Genomic DNA, 17,256 nt, shown 5'->3' on the forward strand with positions numbered 1-17,256 from the left:
GGTCGAACTCAGCTCGCGCGCAGAGCCGCGACGACCGGCGCGAACATGGTGGTCTTGATCGCGCCGAGGGTGCCGCGGTCCTTGCCGGCAATGGGCGTGATCCGCTCGATCGCGGCACCGACGACCTCGTCGTCGGGGGCGATGGCGTCGACGAGTCTCGCGGCCAGTGCGTCGGCGCCGCCGTAACGGTGCCCCGTGGTCATCGCGACGACGGCGTCCTGCGGTGACAGCTTCGCCTGGATCAGCGCCGCCATGCCCGGGGTGAAAGGAATGTCGATGTCGACTTCGGGGAAGCAGTAGTAACCGCGGTCGGCTCGCATGGTGCGGAAGTCGTGCGCCAGAGCGAACATCGCGCCGGCGCCGAAGGCATGGCCGTTGACGGCGGCGACGGTGGGGAGCGGGAACGTCAGGATGCGGGCGAACAGAGCGTGCACGCGGCCGACGTACCAGTCGGCGCGCTCGCCGTTGGCCATGAGCCAGTCGAGGTCGAGTCCGTTGGAGTAGAACTTTCCGGTGCCGACGGTGACGAGTCCGCGGGCGTCGGCTTCGACCGTGTCGAGCTGGGCGCCGACGGTGTCGAGCCAGTCCGGGGAGAAGCGATTCTCGTTGTCCCCGAGGGTGAGGACGGCGATGCCGTCGCGGAGGTCGAGGGTGGCGGTCATGAGGAGGCCTTTCGTCTGGGCGGGGCGTGATCCGTGGTCGGTGGGGGCAGGGCGAGAATGCCGCGGACGGCGGCGGCGAGTCGTTCCCGGGCGGCGATGTCGGGTGATGTGTTGCCGCGCAGCAACAGTGCTGTCGGGAGCCCGACGACGCAGTCCTTGACGACGGCGACGCTCTCGCGATCGGCGCGGTTCCACAGGGCTCGGGAGAGTTGGACGAGCAGTGCGGCCAGTGTCTCGTCGAGGGTGCGCAGGTCTGCGGCGACCTCGTCGGGCAGGTCGTCGGTGCCCAACAGCTCTCGCCGCGAGACCGTCATGAGAAACCGTGCTGCGACGGGTGATTCGGCGAGGAAGGCAGCCGGTGCGTCTGCGGCTGCCACGACGGCCCGGACGGCGGAGTCACGTCCGGGTCGGTGCTCGAGTGCCGTGGTCACCGCATCGTTCTGCAGAGTGAGCATCCGACGTGCGTCACGGACCCACACTCGTCCGAGGAGGCCCGCTCGTGACCCGAACGCGTGATAGATGGCGCCGTTGGAGATCGAGGTGCGCTCCGACATCGCGCGGATCGTGACGGCGGAGGCGCCGGAGTCGACCGCCAGCGACTCGGCGGCGTCCATCAGCGCGTCGAGGTCGTGGAGGCGGGGGCGAGGCACCACCGAACCATACCAGAGCATATGCTCTGTTACGGCACGGTGGTCGCCGGCGGGCTGCCTCAGGCGGGTGGTCGGTAGCCCGGGGGATTGGGCTCGTCGACCCAGATGTCCACTGCGAGTTCGCCTCCCGGCGTGCAGTCGTATGCCGACAGGTCGGTTACGCCCGACTCCAGCAGGACGTCCTCGCACAGCAGAGTCTGTCCCGTGTAGTCGCGGGCCGGTCTGCTCAGCACCGCGTACGCCGCGTCCGCGTAGATCTCGGGCTTCCGTGCCTCGCTCATCGCCTTGTCGCCGCCGAGCAGGTTCTGCACCGCGGCGGTCGCGATGAACGTGCGAGGCCACAGCGTGTTCGATGCGATGCCGATCTCCCGCATCTCCTCCGCGATTCCCAGGGCGCACAACGTCATCCCGAACTTGGCCATCATGTAAGGGGTCGGCACGAGCCACCGTTGTTCGAGGCGCAAGGGCGGTGAGAGCGTGAGGACGTGCGGGTTGTCGCGGCCCTTCATGTGGGGCAGGCACGCCTGCGACACGGCGTACGTCCCGCGCACCTGGATGCCGTTCATCAGATCGAACTGTTTGAGAGCAACCTCGTCGATGGATCCGAGGTTGATCGCCGAGGCGTTGTTGATGCAGATGTCGATGCCACCGAACTGCTCCACGGCGGCGCCGACGGCGGCCTGCACCGCCTCGCCGTCACGAACGTCTCCGACGATGGGCATCGCCTGCCCGCCCGCCTCCTCGATCTCCGCGGCCGCGGTGTACACGGTCCCGTCGAGCTTGGGGTGGGGTTCGGCAGTCTTGGCCAGCAGTGCAATGGTGGCGCCGTCCGCTGCGAGGCGCTTCGCGATGGCCAGCCCGATGCCGCGGCTGGCCCCGGAGATGAACACGGTCTTACCCGAGAAAGTCATGAGGCATCCGTCCTTCGTCGATGTCGCGGTGAACGGTGAGTACCGCGGACTCCTCGGACCGTAGCAGAGCGGATGCTCGGTTACTCGAACCCCGATCAGCGTCCCGACACGCGCGGGACCCGTAGGCTGGGGGTGATCACAGTCGCTCCGTAGTCGAGCGGCGGCGGACCAACCCCGGAAGTCCGTCGGAGAGGGTGGCGTGCAGCGCATCGTCGATCCCGAATCCCGCGCGGTCGAGGCCGTCCTGGCGGACGTGTGGGGAGCGCGATCGGTGTATCAGCCGATCGTCGACCTGGACTCCGGGGTGGTGGTCGGTTACGAGGCGTTGGCTCGGTGGCCCGCGGTACCCGGTGTGGATGTCGGACGGGTATTCGACGAGGCGGCGGATCGAGGTGTGGTGCGTGAGCTCGACTGGGCATGCCGACTGGCCGCACTCTCCGGTGCCGCGGAGGCCGGTCTGAGTACCGAGTACAGCGTCTTCATCAACGTCGAACCGCACAACGGGCCCGTCATACCCGACTTCGCACGGAGAATGCTCGACAGCTTCGACCGGCCGATCAACGTCGTGATCGAACTGACCGAGAGGTCGCTGCTGTCCGATCCCGCCACGTTGCTGGCGGTGGTCGACGCTGCTCGACGACTTGGGTGCTCGGTGGCCCTCGACGACGTCGGGGCCAACGAGGCCACGGTCACCATGCTGGAGTTCGTGGCACCGGACATCATCAAGTTGGACTGCACGCTGGTGCAGTCCGATCCGAGTCCGGCACAAGCGCGTGTCATCGCTGCGGTGCGTGCGCACGCCGAGTTCACCGGCGCGACGATTCTCGCCGAGGGTGTGGAGAACGAGGAGCATCTGGCCCGTGCCAGAGCGCTCGGTGCCACCCTGGGGCAGGGCTGGCTGTTCGGCCGACCCGCGGCGTTGCCGTCCGACACGTCGCGACGCCGAGACGTTCTCGACCGGACGCCGTCGGTGGTGTCACGCAGACGGTCGTCGGCCGGTTCCGCAGTGCCGGAGGTGCCGTCCGACCTGTTCGGGGAGATCCCACCCCTGGTGGGGCGAAAAGCGTTCGTGCTGAGCATGGCTCGTGAGATCGAGGACCACGCCCGCGGCGCTGTGGACCCACTCATCGTGCTCTCGGCATTCCAACGTGCCCGGTGGTTCGCGCCGAACGTGGTCGACCGGTACGCCGATCTCGCGGCCCTGCACCCGTTCATCGCCGCGCTGGGGGTGGGCCTGCCGGACGAGCCGGCCCCCGGAGTGCGCGGTGCCGCACTGGATGCAACAGAACGATTCTCGGGCGAGTGGACGGTGACGGCGGTGGGCCGGCACTACTTCGCGGCGCTGATCGCTCGCGACCTCGGCGATGTCGACGTTCCCGACGCTGATCGGCGATTCGAGTTCATCCTCACGCACGACCGTCGTCTGGTCGTGTCGGCGGCACGGTCGCTGATGAGGCGCGTGCTGCCGTCTCGCGGATGATCCTCACGCGTCCTCGACGTGACCTTCCGCGTCGGAGACCCCCGGCAGCACATCGGCGAATCGAACGAGGAATTCGCTGATCGCGTCCACGGTGTCGGCGTCGTAGTCCCCGAGTGCAGTGTCGAGCGCCGCCGAGGACCGTCGAAGAAAGGGGTCGATCCGCTCGTGGGCGGCCTCGGTGGCCCGCAGCGTCACGGATCTGCGGTCTCTGCTCTCGCGGTTGCGGGAAACGAACCCCCTCTCTTCCAGCCGGTTGATCAACGCCGTGGTGGCACCGGAGGTGAGGCCCACCCGCCTCGACAGCGCCGCGGGAGTCAGCGGGCTGCCTTCGCGTTCGGCCCAGATCACCTCTCCCAGTGCGGTTCCGTCCGTGGTCGGCAGGTCCATCCAGCGGGCGAGGAGATGCGCCGATTCCTGGTACCTCACCGCGTACAGCCGGAGGGCCTGGAGAACGCGCGTCTGGGGTGAGGTCATCGGTGGGTGGTCTTTCCCGCGTGGGCGATGTCAGGCACGGAGACGAGGGTATTCCGCGAGGCGGGGAACATGCTTCTCGCTCGTCAGGAGGGTCGACTGGAACAGTCTGCGCACGGGCGCCGAAGCCGCCACGCGGTGGCCGACGCGGAGTGCCCGCACTCCCGTGGGAGACATCGGATGCAGCAGCTTCGCACCGCCGCGGGGGAGTCCTTGCGCGCTGTCGGCGTAGCCACGCATGAGCTCCTCGTAGCGAGCGAAGGCGAGATCCGGTCGATCGGGGTGCGCGGCCAACTCGCCGGTGAGGATGTGCGCTCCGACCAGGGAGAGTGTGGTGCCCATTCCGGTCGGACCCGAGCCCCACGCGGCATCCCCGACGAGCGCCACCCTGCCCTTGCTCCAGGTGGAGACGAGTACCTGTTCCATGCGCTGGGTGTAGAACTCGTCCGGACGGGCCGCGAACCCCGCCACGATGCGGTCCGTCTGCCATCCGGCACCGCGGAACCGTTCACGCAGAATCTCCACTTGGGTTACCACGGGCAGTTTCTCGAAGCCGAACGGCTCGGACCGGAAGGACATGCTCGCTCTGATGGTGCCCTCGTTGTCCGGCCTGACGGACGCGACGCGTCCGCGGGTCGCCGTGTACCAGTCCCACGTGTTCACGTCCTCGGGACGCCGATCGAGGGTGCCGTAGGTGATGCTCACACCGAAGTCGCGCAGCTCGGTCTCGGCTCCGAACATCAGGCGCCGTGTGCGAGAACTGCGTCCTTCGGCGACGAGCACCAGGTCGAAGCGCTCGGTGGATCCGCTGTCGAAGGTCACGTCGACACCGGAGGCATCCTGCTCGACGGCGGAGATGAAGTCACCGAAGCGGCGTTCGACACTGTCGGGGACCGCGTCGACGAGGATCTGCGCCAGTCGGCCCCGCAGGATCTCGATCTCCGCGGTGGGGCCGTCGCGACCCTCCTCGCGAGGGAAGACCGCGGAGGGTTCTCCGCGCTCGTCGACGAAGCGGGTGCCTTCTTCCCCGGTGAGGTGCTCCATGATCGAGTGATCGACACCCATGCGTCGGACGATCTCTCGGCCGAGGCCGCGAATGTCGATGTTCTGTCCCGTCTCACGCGGCGACGCCGACCGTTCGAGCAGGGTGACGTCGAAACCGGTGCGTGCAAGCCCCCATGCGACAGTCGGGCCGGCAACACTCGCGCCGGTGACGAGGACGCGGACGGGGCGCTGCTGTGAGGCGGTCACGGTCGAGCCTTTCGATGGGGGGTCGAGGCCGACCCGCCACCACTATAGCTTCACTGTGAAGTAACTTCACCATGAAGAGTCCTTTGCGGCCTCGTCTCGGTCAGTCGGCGACGCGTCGACGGCTGCGTTCCACTCCGTCGACGATGGTCGCCGTCAGTTCGTCGTACGCCTCCCGAGTGTCCAAGTTTCCCGCAGCTGCTTCTGCCGAGAGTGCCTCCGCTGCACCGAGAACGGCGGTCATGGTCGACGCCGGAAGCGCTCCCTCGGCGAACGGTTCGAGGAATGATCGACACCGATCCGAGTAGGCGGCGTCAGACCGACGCTTGTAGTCGGCCAACTCGGGTGCGCCTTCCAGGGCCGCGGCGACGCCCGCCAGTTCGCGCCCGTGGGTGACCACGCAGTCGACGTGCGCCGTGGCGATGGCGCGCGCTCGCTCGGCGAGTGAGTGCTCGACCGCGTCGAGCGCCTGCTCCAGTGCGAGTGTCTGCGTCGCGTCGTACGCCTCGAACAAGGCCACCAGCAAGGCTGCGCGTGAGGGAAAGTGACTGTAGACAACAGGTTTGGTGATACCGGCCGCGTGCGCGAGTCGACCCAGCGTCAGTGCGTCGGCGCCTTCCTCGCGCACGATCGTCCAGGCCAGGGTCACCAGTTGCTCGTGGCGATCCTCTCTCGTCATTCGCACCCGTGCCATCGACACCGCCTTGTCTCTTATGTACCGTTGGTAACCTACCATCGGTAACCTACTGATGGTACATCCCGACTGAGAGGATCGTCATGACCGCGCTCGTCGTCGTCGCTCACCCCGACCCCACGTCCTTCACCCAGCGTCTCGCTCGCTCCGTCGCCGACCGACTCGCCGAGGACGCCGTGTCCACAGCTGTCGCCGACCTTCATGCCGAGGGCTTCGATCCACGGTTCTCGCTCGAGGACCGCGCCGGATACCCGGCGGGTGGGACTCCTCCTGCGGATGTGCTCGCCCAACAGCGTCGCCTGGACGGTGTCGACGACCTGGTTCTGGTCTTTCCGGTCTACTGGTGGTCGATGCCCGCGCTCCTCAAGGGGTGGGTCGATCGCGTCTTTACCGACGGGTGGGCATTCGACACCGGAGTCACGCCGACCGGACGCAGGCTCGACCACCTGACCGTGCATCTGGCCATGGTCGCGGGGGAGGACGCCGAGGGATTCGCGAAGCGCGGCTACGACACCGCCCTGTCCACCCAGATCATCACCGGCATTCTCGGATACACCGGCGCGCGAACCGGGCACACGGGAATCGTCCACGACGCGGAGACGCGCTCACGTGACTCCCTCGCCCGGGATGCGCGGGCGATCGTGGACGGCGTGGCGGCCCGGGTCCGTTCCTCGGCGGCGGAGGCTTCCGGTGCGCGGGCGTGAACTCGGTGGCTAGGCCACCGTGAAGCGAACCGTGTTGCCCGCGGGGTCGAGCAGGGTGGTGTTGAGTGGAGCGTCCGTGGTGAGGGTCAGTCCCGCTCTGCCGGAACCGATGTCGATCGCAATCTGCTCGGTCCACTTCCTGCCCGCGGGTGGGACCGTGCCGATGGCGGCCGACTCGAGATGGACCATCCAGGTCCCGCCTGTCGGCTTCGCGCCGCTGTAGGGATCCACGCGAGGTGCGTCGGTGTTGTTCATGTTCACGTAGACGGCCAGTGGGCACGCGTCGGTGACGAACGTCCTCCAGGTCAGAGTGACTACGGCGATGCCGGGCCTGTCGTGGGGTGTGTACACGTCGCCACCCACCTCGCCGGCGCACGGCAACGACATTCCCCGGCCCAGTGAGATGTTGTACGGGAAGGGTGTGAACTCCTGGTGGTGGGCCGATGCGAGGCCGGGTGATGTCGCGAGTACGCCGACGACTGCGGAACCTGTGACGGCCAGACGTCTGAACCACGAGGAAGACACGAGTGGCACGATACGGGACGAAAGGGACCAGGGTGGTGGGTGAGCGCGAGTCCGGTCGGCGTTGCGGTGTCGTTGACGCATCGTGACCGTTCACACATGCTCGGGCCCGAGCTGGCGCCACAATGCTGTCGGCCACCTCGCTACGGTGAGGCGTGCATTACCAATCCTTTACCAAAGTCTTCGCAGTTGCCGGTGCCGTCGCGGTGCTGACCGCCTGCAGTGCGGACGTCTCGGCCGACGACGCCACCGGCCGCACGGTCGACACCAGCCTGGGGGCCATCGTCGTCCCCGACGAGATCCGGTCGGTCGTGGTCATCGACGGGCGTCGGGATCTGGACATCGCCCTGTCCTTCGGCCTCCCTGTCGTCGGCATGCCCGTCGAGTCCGAGGCTCCGCCGGAGATCCCGGGGCCGTTGACGGCACCGACCCGAGACCTGCTGTCGCGGGGAGTCGCGGAGCTGTTCCCGCGCAACAGCATCGACATCGAAGCCGTGGCCGCAGCGGATCCCGACCTCATCATCGCGCGTGACGAGGTGGTCGAGGAGATCTACGACCAGTTGAGCGCCGTCGCGCCTGTGCTCCCCGTGGGATCGACCGATTCCGGGGTGTCCTGGCAGGACGACGTGACCAGGGTCGGTGCGGCACTGGGTCGCGAGGACACGGCCGCCACACTGCTCGACGAGTACTCGGACCGCGTCGACGCGCTCCGACAGCAACTCGCAGGACCTCTCGGTGACACGACGGTGCTGTCGATCGCCACCGGAGACGGCGGTGGCATCTCGATCAACAGGGAGCGAATCACCTCGCTGGTGCTGGAGGACGTCGGGGCTCGATTCGGACAGGCCTGGCAATCGGCTCGTCCCGAGGCCGACTTCGCAGCGGAGAACATCCCTGTCGCAGCGGATTCGGACGTTCTTCTCGCGGCCATCACGTCGAGTGACGATCTACGAGCACTGGAGTCGAATCGACTCTGGGCCGATCTGCCGGCTGTGCGGGACGGGCGGGTGGTGCGAACGGACAAGTTCACCAACGACGGTGGGCCTATCACAGCGCAGTGGTCACTCGACCTCGTCGAGCAGATGTACGGGTCGCCCGGCTGAGCGGTCTTCGGCGCGGACGTGCTCGGCGCAGGCGTCGTCGACCAGCTGCACGGGTCGCAGCGCACCACACCCCCTCAAGCCGGCTGAAGGGGGTGTGGGCGACGTGGAACCCGTGCGGCTTCCCTGGTGTCGAGCGACACTGCCGACCTGAAGCCCTACAGCGTCTCTCGCTGGAGGTCTTTCGCATCAGCGGCAGGCGCGTCTACCTCTGCCACGAGTCTCGCAGCGATTCGTCGGGGGTCGTCGGCGGGCAACGAGGCGATGAGGGTGCGGACGGGGTGCGAGGACGGTCCTGTCACCAGGTACTTCTGGCCCGGCCGTATCCGCTCCGCCTGCTCGATCATGTCGTCGGTAACGACGGTGTTCGGGGTGGTGTCGTGGAGTGCGTCGCGCACGATGCGTCGTGGGTCGTACTGCCGTAGGTCGAGCGACTCCCACTCCGAACGGTGAAGCGACACGCCCATTTCCCGCTCCGCCGTGGCGCGCGTCGTCTCGACGAACTGCTTCAGCGTTCGAATCGCGCGGGTGAGGTGGTGTGCGTAGCCGGGCAGCCGGCTCGGTCCGAGGACGAGGCCGGCGATGACGGCGACGAAGAACAGCTTCTCGAGAGTCAGTCCGAACATGGGGTTCTCCCGATCGTGGTGGGGTTCGAGGTGAGTGCCCGCCGGTCGTGCACGGTGGTGATGGCCACGGCGGCTCCGAAGAGCGCCGACATCGGCAGTGCGACGAGAAACATCGACAGCACGTCGGCCGCCGGCGTGACGAGCGCGCTGAAGAGGGCGATGACGACGACGATGATCCGCCAACTGCTGCGTAGACGGTGGGCGGACAGGACTCCGAGGCAGTTGAGCATCACCAGCAGCACGGGCAGGACGAACGCGACCCCGGTGGCGAGGACGATCTTCATGACGAAGTCCACGTAGTAGGAGGCGTCGAGGATGGTGCTGTCCTGATCGGAGGAGAAGCTCGCGAGGACGGTGACCATGCGGGGGAAGATGAGGAAGCCGAAGGCGCACCCGGCGGCGAACAGTGGCACCGCCGCCGCGGTGAAGCCGAGGACGTACTTCTTCTCCCGAGCCGTGAGGCCGGGGGTGAGGTAGGCGAACAGTTCTCGCAGCCAGACCGGGCTAGACAGGATGATTCCCGAGAAGAGGCCGATCCTCATCTGCAGGTCGAAGGCCCCGGTGACGGTGTCGTAGTTGAGGCTGGCCTGACGGGACTGCGCGAGTTCCTCCACCGGTGTGCGCAGGACGTCGAGGATCTGGTCGGAGAGTACGAAGCCGAGAATCACTCCGACGACCAGCGACACCGCCGCGCGGGTCGCGCGGCGGCGTGCCTCGCTGACATGCCCGGCGAGGGGCATAGTGCCTCGCGCGGCGGTGGTCGTGGTCATGAGGCGTGTCGGTACGGCACCGGGACGCCGTCCGCGGCGGTCGTGGTCGAGTCGACGGCGTCGACGCGTCCCGTCGACGGCGTGGGGGTGTCGTCGCGGACCTCGTCCTTGAGGATGCGCATGGACTGCCCGACGCCTTTGGCGAGGGAGGGGAGCTTGGTCGAGCCGAAGACGAGAAGCAGGATGGCGAGGACGATGAGTGCGTGCCAGCCGGTCAGGTTGTGCAACATGATGATTCCTTCTGTGTGAGTGGTCAGTTGGACGGTGCGGCGGGAGGGGGCCCGCCGCCCATGGGAGGTTGTCCGCCGCCGGGCCCGCCCCCGGCGGGTGCTGCGCCGGCGGCGGGTTCGGTGGTGGTGTCGATGGCAACGGCCAGTGATCCGACGTAGCCGGAGGTGGGGTCGCCGGTGAAGGTGCCCATCTCGAGGTCGTGGCCGTCGCCGAACACGTTGTCGTTGTCGAGACTGCCGATCTGGGTGAGGTTCTCGGTTGACCCGGCGTAGGTGTCCAGCTGGTAGACGGCGTCGAGCATGTCCCGGGGGAAGGCGACCTGGGAGGTGGCTATCGCGTTGTCGGCGGTGGTGGCGGAGGCGATGTCCGGGTAGACCTCGAAGTGGATGTGCGTCCAGCGGCCGGAATAGCAGGCCGGGACGATGGTCGTGAAGGTCACGACGCCGGCGGCATCGGCGACCTGGACGCCGCGCAGATAGGTTTCGTCCTCGATGCCGTCGGAGTACATCGAGTACTTGCCGGCTGCGTCGCAGTGCCACAGGTAGACGGCGGCGCCGGTGAAGGGGTTGTTGTCGTTCGCGAGGTCGGTGACGGTGAAGGTCATCGACAACGGAACTCCGGCGGCGACGGTGCCGCCGTCCAGGCTCGAGGTGACGTCGGCGCGGACGATTCCCGATTCCTCGAGGACGTTGACGCCGTTGCTTCCGTCGGCCGGGTAGGGGCCATTGGTCTCATCGGGGATCTCGTTCGTGGCGACTGCGGCGGTGGCGACAGCGGTGGCGGTCGTGGTGCTCGCGGTGTCGGACGACCCCGAGCACGCGGCCAGGGCCAGTGCTCCGGCTCCGGCGCCGACGACGCTGAGGACTCTGCGGCGGGTGACGAGAGTGGCGATGTCGAAACCGACTCCCTGATCGACGACGTCCTCGTCGGGCCGGGGGAGTGGGCGCCCGGCGTAGGTGGGCCCGTCGGGTGTGGGGGTGGGTTCCGGAACGGTGCTCATTGCGGTGGCTCCTCGGTTGTCGCGGTGTGCGTTTCGGTGTGGAGTCGATACTTCGTGAGGTTCCGGGGAGCGGCCTGCACGCCAGCTGTGAGGCACCCGGGAGCGTGTGTGGTCCGGCCACCACTTGACCTTCACCTCGGGGCAGGGCTGATTCTCGACGCATGACCACCACAGATGCTCCCGACGTCGTTCTCCGCTACCTCGATGCCGCCGACCGCGACGACAGCGACTCACTCACGTCATGCTTTGCTCCGGACGGAACTGTGACGGACGAAGGCCACACCTACCGGGGCCGCGACGAGATCCGCGCGTGGCGTGAGACCGTGGCCGGCCGCTACACCTACACCACGACGGTGACGGGGTCCGAGCTCGTCGATGCGAGGAATCATCGAGTCTCGGTTCGTATCGCCGGGAACTTCCCCGGTGGGGTGGCCGACCTCGTCTACCGATTCGAGCTCGCCGACGGCGTGATCTCACGGTTGACCATCGGTGGATGAGAGACTGGGTCCGTGGCGGCGCGGGTGACCATCGGCGAGTTCTCGACGATGACGAGATTGACGCGAAAAGCGTTGCGGCTCTATCACGATGCTGGCCTCCTGGAACCGGTCGACGTCGATCCGTCGAGCGGGTACCGCTATTACGACGTCTCCCAGGTCGCGAGTGCACAAGTGATCAAGCGACTGCGCGACCTCGACATGCCGCTTCCTGATGTGCGGTCCTACGTCACCGCCGAGAACGACAGTGTTCGGCGCAGTGTGCTCACGCAGCACCTCGATCGCCTGGAGTCGGAATTGCGGCGGACGCACGACGCGGTGTCATCTCTCCGCGCACTGGTGAACGAGTCGACGACGTCGCCGTCGATCGAGATGCGGACCGACCCCCCGATCGTCGCCGTGGCCGTCAGCGGCACCGTGACGCTGTCCGGCGTCGCGGACTGGTGGAATACCGCGCACCACACCCTGATCGAGCGCCTGAGTAGTGCTGGGATCGAGGCTGTCGGGCCGCTCGGGGCCGACTTCGACAAGGAACTGTTCGCGGACGAGACGGGCTCCGCATCATTGTGGTACCCCGTCGACGCGGCGCGTGCCGCTCGGTGCGCTCTCGACGTGGTGACGGTTGCCGGAGGCCACTTCGCCGTGGCGCTGCACGACGGTCCGGACGCCCGGATCGACGAGACGTACTCTGCGCTCGGCACCCATGTCGCAGAGCACGGCATCGGACGAGAAGGACCCGTGCGTGAGCGCTATCCGCGAGGCGTCGTCTTCGAGGGTGAACTGGTGACGGAGATCGGCTGGCCGGTCCGGGACCCCACCGCGCTGTGACCGCGACCGTCAGGGTCCGGTTGCGCGCGTTGCGTGATGACGATTGTGAGTGGTGGTGATGACCACGCTACGGAACGTAGAGGGCGAGGACGTGTGGCCGACATTCACGGCGGACACCTGGAAATCGGTCCAGATGCGCAGCGCCGCAGCGACGACGAAGACGAGTGCTGCCGCGATCACGAGGTCACCCGACCCTCGACGGCCGAATTGTGGCGGCGTGTGATGACGACGTGGGGAAGAAAGTAGCCGATCGTCAGCACTGCCGCGCTCAGCGCGATGGGTCCCGCGAACGAGTGTGGCCACAACGCCGGTCCGAGGTAGAAGCTGCCGAGCATCAGCGCGAAGACGCCGAGCCCGCGAAGCAGGCGAATTCTCGTCGTGATCCGAGTCGCGGTGTTCTCATGTGTGAGCGACAGAACGACTCGCGGGTTCTCCCGAGCCGTGACCTCGGCACCCACTGCAGCAAGAGCGCTGCCGATGACGACGAGCGCGACGGCCGGGATCACGGTCATCTGCTTTTCCTCACGTAGCGGATCTCCTCAGCGTACCGATCGGTTCGTGCGCGGCGGCTCCTCATGGCCCGTCTGTGGGCGGACGCCGCGCGGCGTCCACAAACAGCGATGCCTCGCGTAGCCCAAGCCCGGGGTGCGTCTCCCTCAGTGCTTTCACTGCCATCACTCTGGACGGCGCCGACGCCACGGCAGTATCGACGTCGGCACGCGGAACCTCGGCTGGATCGAGGGCAGGCGTTCGCCTCGTCGACCGGGCGCTGCCACCGAGGAACCACGCCCTGACGAAAGCCGTACCGGCGTAGGCGACGAGGACGACGCACGCTGCTGCTTTCGCGACATGCCACCACGACGGCGCCGAGACGAGCTCGGAGACCGCGTCGGGGAGGACGAGCGCGGCGAAGAACACAAGGAAGAACGTGGTGCCCGCTTTCTCCACAGCAGGTCGTTCGAACCACGGGCGATCTGTCATACGTCCACCATCACACACGGCATCAGGTTCGCGCGGCGGGTACGAGCCTCGGAACCAGTCGCACGTAGACCACCATGCCGAGCAGCTCGACCAGTGTCTGTGTCACCACCACGACGGCAGCGAGGTCGAGTGCCGGCGGAAGGGCGAGGGCAAGGGGGAGAACGACGAGAGAGTTACGAGTCGCACCCGAGAAGACGAGTGCCCGTGTCGACGGCACGTCCTGACCGAACACCCGACCCACGCCGATGCCGGTCGGCGCCATGACCACGAGAAACGCGACGAAGACGAGGGCCGCGACGATGAGTCGGTCGAACTCGCCTCGGACCGAATCGATCTGCGACGCGACGACCACCGCGAGCGTCGCCATCATGAGGGGAACCATCGCGGCGGCCATCACGTCCATCAGCTGCAGGCCGACCCGATGCCGTCGGGCGAGTGCTTGCGTCAGTGCGGCCACCGTCAGAGGGACGACGATGAGCAGGACGAAGGCCTCCACGAACGGTGCCACGTCGATGACGGCCACCGTCTCGGATCCGGCGAACACCCACAGCCAGAGGGGAAGCAAGGCGACCTGCAGCAGCATCAGCAAGGGAGCGGCAGCGAGAAGCCGCGTCGACGCGGCACCCGCGAGCCCACTGAACACGATGACATAGTCGATACACGGAGCCAGCAGGACGAGCACGATGCCCACGAGTACCGCCCTCTCGTCCGCGACGACCCGCGTGAGGGCGAGGACGACAACAGGGACCACCACGAAGTTGAGGACAGCGACGGCTGCGAGGAAGCGGACATCGCGGAGGGATCGACCGATCTCCGCGAACGGGACTGCCAGGAACGTCGCGTAGAGCAGGGCGACGAGTACCGGATCGATGGCGTGTTCGAAGGCTGGGGCGGTCTGCGGGAAGGTCAGCCCGACAACGGCTCCGACGGCCAGTGCCGCGAGATAAAGGCCGATCTGGTGTCTGTCCCACCACTGTGCGGCGGGGCTGTTCGCCCAGTCGGTCATGCGTCGACACTAAGCGAGGGAATCACTGATCAGCAATCCATGAATTCAGAATAAGCTGTACTGTGTCGCCATGGACGTTCTCACCCCGGTGGCCGCACTGGCTCGTTTCGGCCAGGCTCTGTCCGACGAGACTCGGACACGCGTGTTGCTCGCGCTTCGTGACGGACCCCGGTATCCCGCTGAGTTGGCGGACGAACTCGAGGTGAGTCGACAGAAGCTGTCCAACCACCTCGCCTGCCTTCGTGGCTGCGGTCTCGTCGTCGCGGTGCCGGACGGACGGCGATCACGGTACGAATTGGCGGACGCCACCGTCGGCGCGGCGCTGGGAGAATTGATGACCGTGGTTCTCGCAGTGGACCCCTCGCTGTGCGCCGCCAGCGCCGAGGACGGGTGTTGCTGATGGACACGAACGCCGACACGCTGTCGCGACGGCAGGTGGTGACTCGACGCGTCCGGTGGCTCGTCGCGGCCACCATCGCCTACAACATCGTGGAAGCCGCTGTGGCCGTCACAGAGGGTGTCCGGGTCTCGTCGACCGCGCTCATCGGGTTCGGGTTGGACTCCGTCATCGAGGTGTCCTCGGCCGCGGCGGTGGCATGGCAGTTCTCGGCGCGCGACCCCCGTGCGCGCGAGGCGATCACGCTCAGGGTCATCGCCTTCTCCTTCTTCGCGCTCGCGGCCTATGTCGCGGTCGACGCGGTGGCATCGTTGCTGGGTTCGCGTGACCCCGAACCGTCGACGGTCGGAATCGTGGTCACGGCGGTGAGCGTCGTGGTCATGCCGATGCTGTCGTGGGCCCAGCGACGAGCCGGTCGCGAACTCGGTTCTGCCACGGCGGTGGCCGATTCGAAGCAGACCCTTCTGTGCACGTACCTGTCGGCCGTCGTCCTCGTCGGGCTGGCGCTGCATGCGACTCTCGGATGGTCGTGGGCCGATCCCGTTGCTGCTCTTGTCATCTCGGTTCTTGCGGTGCGTGAGGGCAGAAATGCATGGAGGGGCGACGTCTGCTGCGAGTCACCGCGGTCGGGGTGTGGCGCAGCCACCAGCAGATGACCGCCACCACCCCCTCGAGGTCGACGCAGTCCACCATCCTTCCGGCCCGATCGGACCTTCCGGTCAGGCCGGGAGGTGCGCCCGATCGCGTGAGGTGAAGTGGCGGCGGTACTCCGACGGCGTGGTCGAGAAGGAGACGGCGAAGCGTTGACGAAACGTCACCGGGCTACCGAATCCGCACGCGGACGCCACGGCGTCGATGGACCAGTCCGTCGTCTCGAGCAGCCGCCGGCTCTCGTCGAGCCGACGTTCGAGAACCCACCGCGCGGGCGTCGCGCCCGTCGAGCGCGCAAAGTGACGAACGAAGCTGCGGCGGCTCATGCGCGCATGATCGGCCAGGCGATCGATCGTCAACTCCTCGTCGAGATGGCCGAGGATCCACTCCTGGACATCGGCGATGGTCGTGTCGGCGGCAGGTTCGCCGAGGGGCCGTTCGATGTACTGCGCCTGCCCACCCTCGCGGTGCGGTGCGATCACCAGCTGCCGCGCGACCCGAGTGGCGGCGGCGGTGCCCAGGTGTTTTCGCACGAGGTGCAGACACGCGTCGATCGAGGAGACGGTTCCTGCCGAGGTGACGACGTCGCCATGGTCGATGTAGAGAACGGACGGGTCCACGGTGCTGCCGTCGCTGCGCTCTGCGAGGTCGGCGAGTGCAGCCCAGTGCGTCACGACGGAGCGTCCTTCCAGGAGGCCCGCATCGGCCACGGCGAAGGCGCCCAGACACAGGCCGACGATCACGGCGCCGCGTGAGTGTGCCTCGCGGACAGCGTGTCCGACGGTGTCGCCGAGACGCGGGAGCGACGTGTGCCAGGACGGCACGATCACGATGTCGGCCGTGGTGGTGACATCTGGACCCGCCACGTCACCGAGCACGTATCCCTCGGAGGTCCTGATGCTGCCGGGCGAGTCCGACCACAGCGTCGTCTCCCAGTCGGCTGCCAGACCCAGCCGCTGCACCTCGCCGAACACCATGAGCGGGGCGGCGAGGTGGAACATGGTGACGTCGTCGAACGCGTAGATCGCGATACGCACGGCTGACTCCTCCGATACAGAACTCGAGTTGGCTCGAATCCATCGTAAGCGTGCATACGTGCCACTGTTCTGCGACCGAAGGCGGGAGAACACTGAGGTGGTGGGTCGGCCCGGTCGGGCAGACCACGTCACACACCGTCAGGAAAGAGGAGACATGACACCACGCCGGGCACTGATCGTCGTCGATGTGCAGCAGGAGTACTTCTCGGGGCCCCTCGAGATCGCCTACCCGCCTCGCGCCGAGTCGCTCACCAACATCGTGTCGGCCATCGAAACGGCCGTCAACGCAGGAATTCCCGTCATCGCGGTACAGCACAGCATGCCCGAGGGTGCACCGGTCTTCGCCCCGGGCACCGACGGCTACGCCCTGCACCAGGACATCGAGTCGGCGCTGCCTGCGGGCGTCACACGCGTGCAGAAGCAGTACGGCAGCGTCTTCGCGGGAACGGACGTGGCCGAACAGCTTCGGGCCCGAGACGTCGACACGATCACGATCGTCGGCTTCATGACCAACAACTGTGACCTCGCGACTGCCGTCGAGGCCGAAGGTCTCGGCTTCGCGGCAGAGATCCTGTCAGACGCGTCCGGTGCGATCGACCTCTCCAACGCGGCGGGAACCGCGTCCGCGAAGGTCGTGCACACGACGCTCATGACGCTGCTGCACTCGAACTTCGCGGCGGTGGCCACGACGACCGCATGGTCCGACGCGGTGCGCGCAGAGACGCCGCTCGACAAGAGCAATCTCGTCGAGTCCGCGATGACCGGCCGTGACGCCGTGCGAGTCTGATCACCG

General features: G+C 67.3%; 24 protein-coding genes. 8 read left to right on the forward strand and 16 right to left on the reverse strand.

Going from position 1 to position 17,256, the window contains the following annotated elements:
• Positions 1-8 precede the first annotated feature (8 nt).
• Genes OHB23_RS10450 through OHB23_RS10460 form a run of 3 tightly spaced genes read right to left on the reverse strand, consistent with a single transcriptional unit; the run spans position 9 to position 2,223 of the window.
• Positions 9-662, reverse strand: a complete 654-nt coding sequence (locus OHB23_RS10450; protein WP_328811534.1) for an enoyl-CoA hydratase/isomerase family protein — start codon at positions 660-662, stop codon at positions 9-11.
• Positions 659-1,312, reverse strand: a complete 654-nt coding sequence (locus OHB23_RS10455; RefSeq protein ID WP_308115820.1) for a helix-turn-helix domain-containing protein — start codon at positions 1,310-1,312, stop codon at positions 659-661. Before OHB23_RS10455 ends, OHB23_RS10450 begins: the two co-directional genes overlap by 4 nt.
• A gap of 59 nt (positions 1,313-1,371) precedes the next feature.
• Positions 1,372-2,223 (reverse strand): SDR family oxidoreductase, encoded by an 852-nt coding sequence (locus OHB23_RS10460; RefSeq protein ID WP_328811535.1) that lies wholly within the window; start codon positions 2,221-2,223, stop codon positions 1,372-1,374.
• A 199-nt stretch (positions 2,224-2,422) separates the two neighbouring features.
• Here OHB23_RS10460 and OHB23_RS10465 point away from each other — a divergent pair, with 199 nt between their 5' ends.
• Positions 2,423-3,703 (forward strand): sensor domain-containing phosphodiesterase, encoded by a 1,281-nt coding sequence (locus OHB23_RS10465; protein ID WP_051613303.1) that lies wholly within the window; start codon positions 2,423-2,425, stop codon positions 3,701-3,703.
• A gap of 3 nt (positions 3,704-3,706) precedes the next feature.
• Here the strand turns inward: OHB23_RS10465 and OHB23_RS10470 are convergent, their stop codons facing one another.
• From OHB23_RS10470 to OHB23_RS10480, 3 genes are all read right to left on the reverse strand, one after another.
• Positions 3,707-4,177 (reverse strand): MarR family winged helix-turn-helix transcriptional regulator, encoded by a 471-nt coding sequence (locus OHB23_RS10470; protein ID WP_027505555.1) that lies wholly within the window; start codon positions 4,175-4,177, stop codon positions 3,707-3,709.
• 30 nt (positions 4,178-4,207) lie between these two features.
• Entirely contained in the window at positions 4,208-5,425 is a 1,218-nt protein-coding gene (locus OHB23_RS10475) for an FAD-dependent monooxygenase (RefSeq protein WP_328811536.1), read from the reverse strand.
• Positions 5,426-5,525: 100 nt separating this feature from the next.
• Positions 5,526-6,101 (reverse strand): TetR/AcrR family transcriptional regulator, encoded by a 576-nt coding sequence (locus OHB23_RS10480; protein ID WP_261776294.1) that lies wholly within the window; start codon positions 6,099-6,101, stop codon positions 5,526-5,528.
• Between the two features lie 98 nt (positions 6,102-6,199).
• Here OHB23_RS10480 and OHB23_RS10485 point away from each other — a divergent pair, with 98 nt between their 5' ends.
• Positions 6,200-6,820 carry an NAD(P)H-dependent oxidoreductase gene (locus OHB23_RS10485; RefSeq protein ID WP_328811537.1) on the forward strand — a complete coding sequence of 207 codons (621 nt, stop codon included), beginning with the start codon at positions 6,200-6,202 and terminating at the stop codon, positions 6,818-6,820.
• A gap of 9 nt (positions 6,821-6,829) precedes the next feature.
• On the opposite strand, the gene OHB23_RS10490 is transcribed toward OHB23_RS10485, so the two are convergent.
• Complete coding sequence (locus tag OHB23_RS10490; RefSeq protein WP_222629878.1) at positions 6,830-7,345, reverse strand: hypothetical protein; 516 nt, start codon at positions 7,343-7,345, stop codon at positions 6,830-6,832.
• A 152-nt stretch (positions 7,346-7,497) separates the two neighbouring features.
• Between OHB23_RS10490 and OHB23_RS10495 the strand changes: the two genes are divergently transcribed.
• Positions 7,498-8,445: an ABC transporter substrate-binding protein gene (locus OHB23_RS10495; protein WP_328811538.1), complete on the forward strand. Its 948-nt coding sequence runs from the start codon at positions 7,498-7,500 to the stop codon at positions 8,443-8,445.
• A gap of 155 nt (positions 8,446-8,600) precedes the next feature.
• On the opposite strand, the gene OHB23_RS10500 is transcribed toward OHB23_RS10495, so the two are convergent.
• From OHB23_RS10500 to OHB23_RS10515, 4 genes are read right to left on the reverse strand one after another with little or no spacing between them, the layout of a single operon-like run.
• Positions 8,601-9,068 carry a preprotein translocase gene (locus OHB23_RS10500; RefSeq protein ID WP_222638510.1) on the reverse strand — a complete coding sequence of 156 codons (468 nt, stop codon included), beginning with the start codon at positions 9,066-9,068 and terminating at the stop codon, positions 8,601-8,603.
• On the reverse strand, positions 9,056-9,838 hold the full coding sequence (gene tatC, locus OHB23_RS10505; protein ID WP_328811539.1) for a twin-arginine translocase subunit TatC: 783 nt from the start codon (positions 9,836-9,838) through the stop codon (positions 9,056-9,058). The genes OHB23_RS10500 and tatC overlap by 13 nt, the downstream gene beginning before the upstream one ends.
• Positions 9,835-10,068: a twin-arginine translocase TatA/TatE family subunit gene (locus OHB23_RS10510; RefSeq protein ID WP_027505561.1), complete on the reverse strand. Its 234-nt coding sequence runs from the start codon at positions 10,066-10,068 to the stop codon at positions 9,835-9,837. Before OHB23_RS10510 ends, tatC begins: the two co-directional genes overlap by 4 nt.
• Positions 10,069-10,091: 23 nt before the next feature.
• Complete coding sequence (locus OHB23_RS10515) at positions 10,092-11,069, reverse strand: intradiol ring-cleavage dioxygenase (protein ID WP_328811540.1); 978 nt, start codon at positions 11,067-11,069, stop codon at positions 10,092-10,094.
• 161 nt (positions 11,070-11,230) lie between these two features.
• Here OHB23_RS10515 and OHB23_RS10520 point away from each other — a divergent pair, with 161 nt between their 5' ends.
• Positions 11,231-11,566, forward strand: a complete 336-nt coding sequence (locus OHB23_RS10520) for a nuclear transport factor 2 family protein (protein WP_222629890.1) — start codon at positions 11,231-11,233, stop codon at positions 11,564-11,566.
• A gap of 12 nt (positions 11,567-11,578) precedes the next feature.
• The gene (locus OHB23_RS10525) at positions 11,579-12,391 is read left to right on the forward strand and encodes a MerR family transcriptional regulator (protein ID WP_328811541.1); all 813 of its coding nucleotides are present in this window, start codon (positions 11,579-11,581) and stop codon (positions 12,389-12,391) included.
• A gap of 9 nt (positions 12,392-12,400) precedes the next feature.
• Here OHB23_RS10525 and OHB23_RS10530 read toward each other — a convergent pair whose 3' ends face one another.
• The 4 genes from OHB23_RS10530 to OHB23_RS10545 form a co-directional block, all read right to left on the reverse strand.
• Complete coding sequence (locus OHB23_RS10530) at positions 12,401-12,571, reverse strand: hypothetical protein (RefSeq protein WP_156380576.1); 171 nt, start codon at positions 12,569-12,571, stop codon at positions 12,401-12,403.
• Positions 12,568-12,903: a hypothetical protein gene (locus OHB23_RS10535; RefSeq protein ID WP_328811542.1), complete on the reverse strand. Its 336-nt coding sequence runs from the start codon at positions 12,901-12,903 to the stop codon at positions 12,568-12,570. The genes OHB23_RS10530 and OHB23_RS10535 overlap by 4 nt, the downstream gene beginning before the upstream one ends.
• 61 nt (positions 12,904-12,964) lie before the next feature.
• On the reverse strand, positions 12,965-13,372 hold the full coding sequence (locus OHB23_RS10540) for a hypothetical protein (RefSeq protein ID WP_328811543.1): 408 nt from the start codon (positions 13,370-13,372) through the stop codon (positions 12,965-12,967).
• Between the two features lie 22 nt (positions 13,373-13,394).
• Entirely contained in the window at positions 13,395-14,378 is a 984-nt protein-coding gene (locus OHB23_RS10545; RefSeq protein ID WP_328811544.1) for an arsenic resistance protein, read from the reverse strand.
• Positions 14,379-14,448: 70 nt separating this feature from the next.
• Here OHB23_RS10545 and OHB23_RS10550 point away from each other — a divergent pair, with 70 nt between their 5' ends.
• Positions 14,449-14,778: an ArsR/SmtB family transcription factor gene (locus OHB23_RS10550; RefSeq protein WP_027505568.1), complete on the forward strand. Its 330-nt coding sequence runs from the start codon at positions 14,449-14,451 to the stop codon at positions 14,776-14,778.
• Positions 14,778-15,431 (forward strand): cation transporter, encoded by a 654-nt coding sequence (locus tag OHB23_RS10555; RefSeq protein ID WP_037185696.1) that lies wholly within the window; start codon positions 14,778-14,780, stop codon positions 15,429-15,431. Before OHB23_RS10550 ends, OHB23_RS10555 begins: the two co-directional genes overlap by 1 nt.
• 63 nt (positions 15,432-15,494) lie before the next feature.
• Here OHB23_RS10555 and OHB23_RS10560 read toward each other — a convergent pair whose 3' ends face one another.
• Entirely contained in the window at positions 15,495-16,463 is a 969-nt protein-coding gene (locus tag OHB23_RS10560; protein WP_328811545.1) for a GlxA family transcriptional regulator, read from the reverse strand.
• Between the two features lie 154 nt (positions 16,464-16,617).
• Between OHB23_RS10560 and OHB23_RS10565 the strand changes: the two genes are divergently transcribed.
• Positions 16,618-17,250: an isochorismatase family protein gene (locus tag OHB23_RS10565; RefSeq protein WP_328811546.1), complete on the forward strand. Its 633-nt coding sequence runs from the start codon at positions 16,618-16,620 to the stop codon at positions 17,248-17,250.
• Positions 17,251-17,256 lie beyond the last annotated feature (6 nt).

Source organism: Rhodococcus sp. NBC_00294, assembly GCF_036163995.1.
GTDB lineage: Bacteria > Actinomycetota > Actinomycetes > Mycobacteriales > Mycobacteriaceae > Rhodococcoides.

What these genes read in the sequence shown, in the direction of transcription:
- OHB23_RS10565 (WP_328811546.1), top strand. Translation starts at nt 16,618, where the DNA reads ATGACACCACGCCGGGCACTGATCGTCGTCGATGTGCAGCAGGAGTAC.
- OHB23_RS10520 (WP_222629890.1), top strand. Translation starts at nt 11,231, where the DNA reads ATGACCACCACAGATGCTCCCGACGTCGTTCTCCGCTACCTCGATGCC.
- OHB23_RS10510 (WP_027505561.1), bottom strand. Translation starts at nt 10,068, where the DNA reads ATGTTGCACAACCTGACCGGCTGGCACGCACTCATCGTCCTCGCCATC.
- OHB23_RS10460 (WP_328811535.1), bottom strand. Translation starts at nt 2,223, where the DNA reads ATGACTTTCTCGGGTAAGACCGTGTTCATCTCCGGGGCCAGCCGCGGC.
- tatC (WP_328811539.1), bottom strand. Translation starts at nt 9,838, where the DNA reads ATGACCACGACCACCGCCGCGCGAGGCACTATGCCCCTCGCCGGGCAT.
- OHB23_RS10555 (WP_037185696.1), top strand. Translation starts at nt 14,778, where the DNA reads ATGGACACGAACGCCGACACGCTGTCGCGACGGCAGGTGGTGACTCGA.
- OHB23_RS10535 (WP_328811542.1), bottom strand. Translation starts at nt 12,903, where the DNA reads ATGACCGTGATCCCGGCCGTCGCGCTCGTCGTCATCGGCAGCGCTCTT.
- OHB23_RS10500 (WP_222638510.1), bottom strand. Translation starts at nt 9,068, where the DNA reads ATGTTCGGACTGACTCTCGAGAAGCTGTTCTTCGTCGCCGTCATCGCC.
- OHB23_RS10480 (WP_261776294.1), bottom strand. Translation starts at nt 6,101, where the DNA reads ATGACGAGAGAGGATCGCCACGAGCAACTGGTGACCCTGGCCTGGACG.
- OHB23_RS10515 (WP_328811540.1), bottom strand. Translation starts at nt 11,069, where the DNA reads ATGAGCACCGTTCCGGAACCCACCCCCACACCCGACGGGCCCACCTAC.
- OHB23_RS10450 (WP_328811534.1), bottom strand. Translation starts at nt 662, where the DNA reads ATGACCGCCACCCTCGACCTCCGCGACGGCATCGCCGTCCTCACCCTC.
- OHB23_RS10485 (WP_328811537.1), top strand. Translation starts at nt 6,200, where the DNA reads ATGACCGCGCTCGTCGTCGTCGCTCACCCCGACCCCACGTCCTTCACC.
- OHB23_RS10550 (WP_027505568.1), top strand. Translation starts at nt 14,449, where the DNA reads ATGGACGTTCTCACCCCGGTGGCCGCACTGGCTCGTTTCGGCCAGGCT.
- OHB23_RS10470 (WP_027505555.1), bottom strand. Translation starts at nt 4,177, where the DNA reads ATGACCTCACCCCAGACGCGCGTTCTCCAGGCCCTCCGGCTGTACGCG.
- OHB23_RS10540 (WP_328811543.1), bottom strand. Translation starts at nt 13,372, where the DNA reads ATGACAGATCGCCCGTGGTTCGAACGACCTGCTGTGGAGAAAGCGGGC.
- OHB23_RS10545 (WP_328811544.1), bottom strand. Translation starts at nt 14,378, where the DNA reads ATGACCGACTGGGCGAACAGCCCCGCCGCACAGTGGTGGGACAGACAC.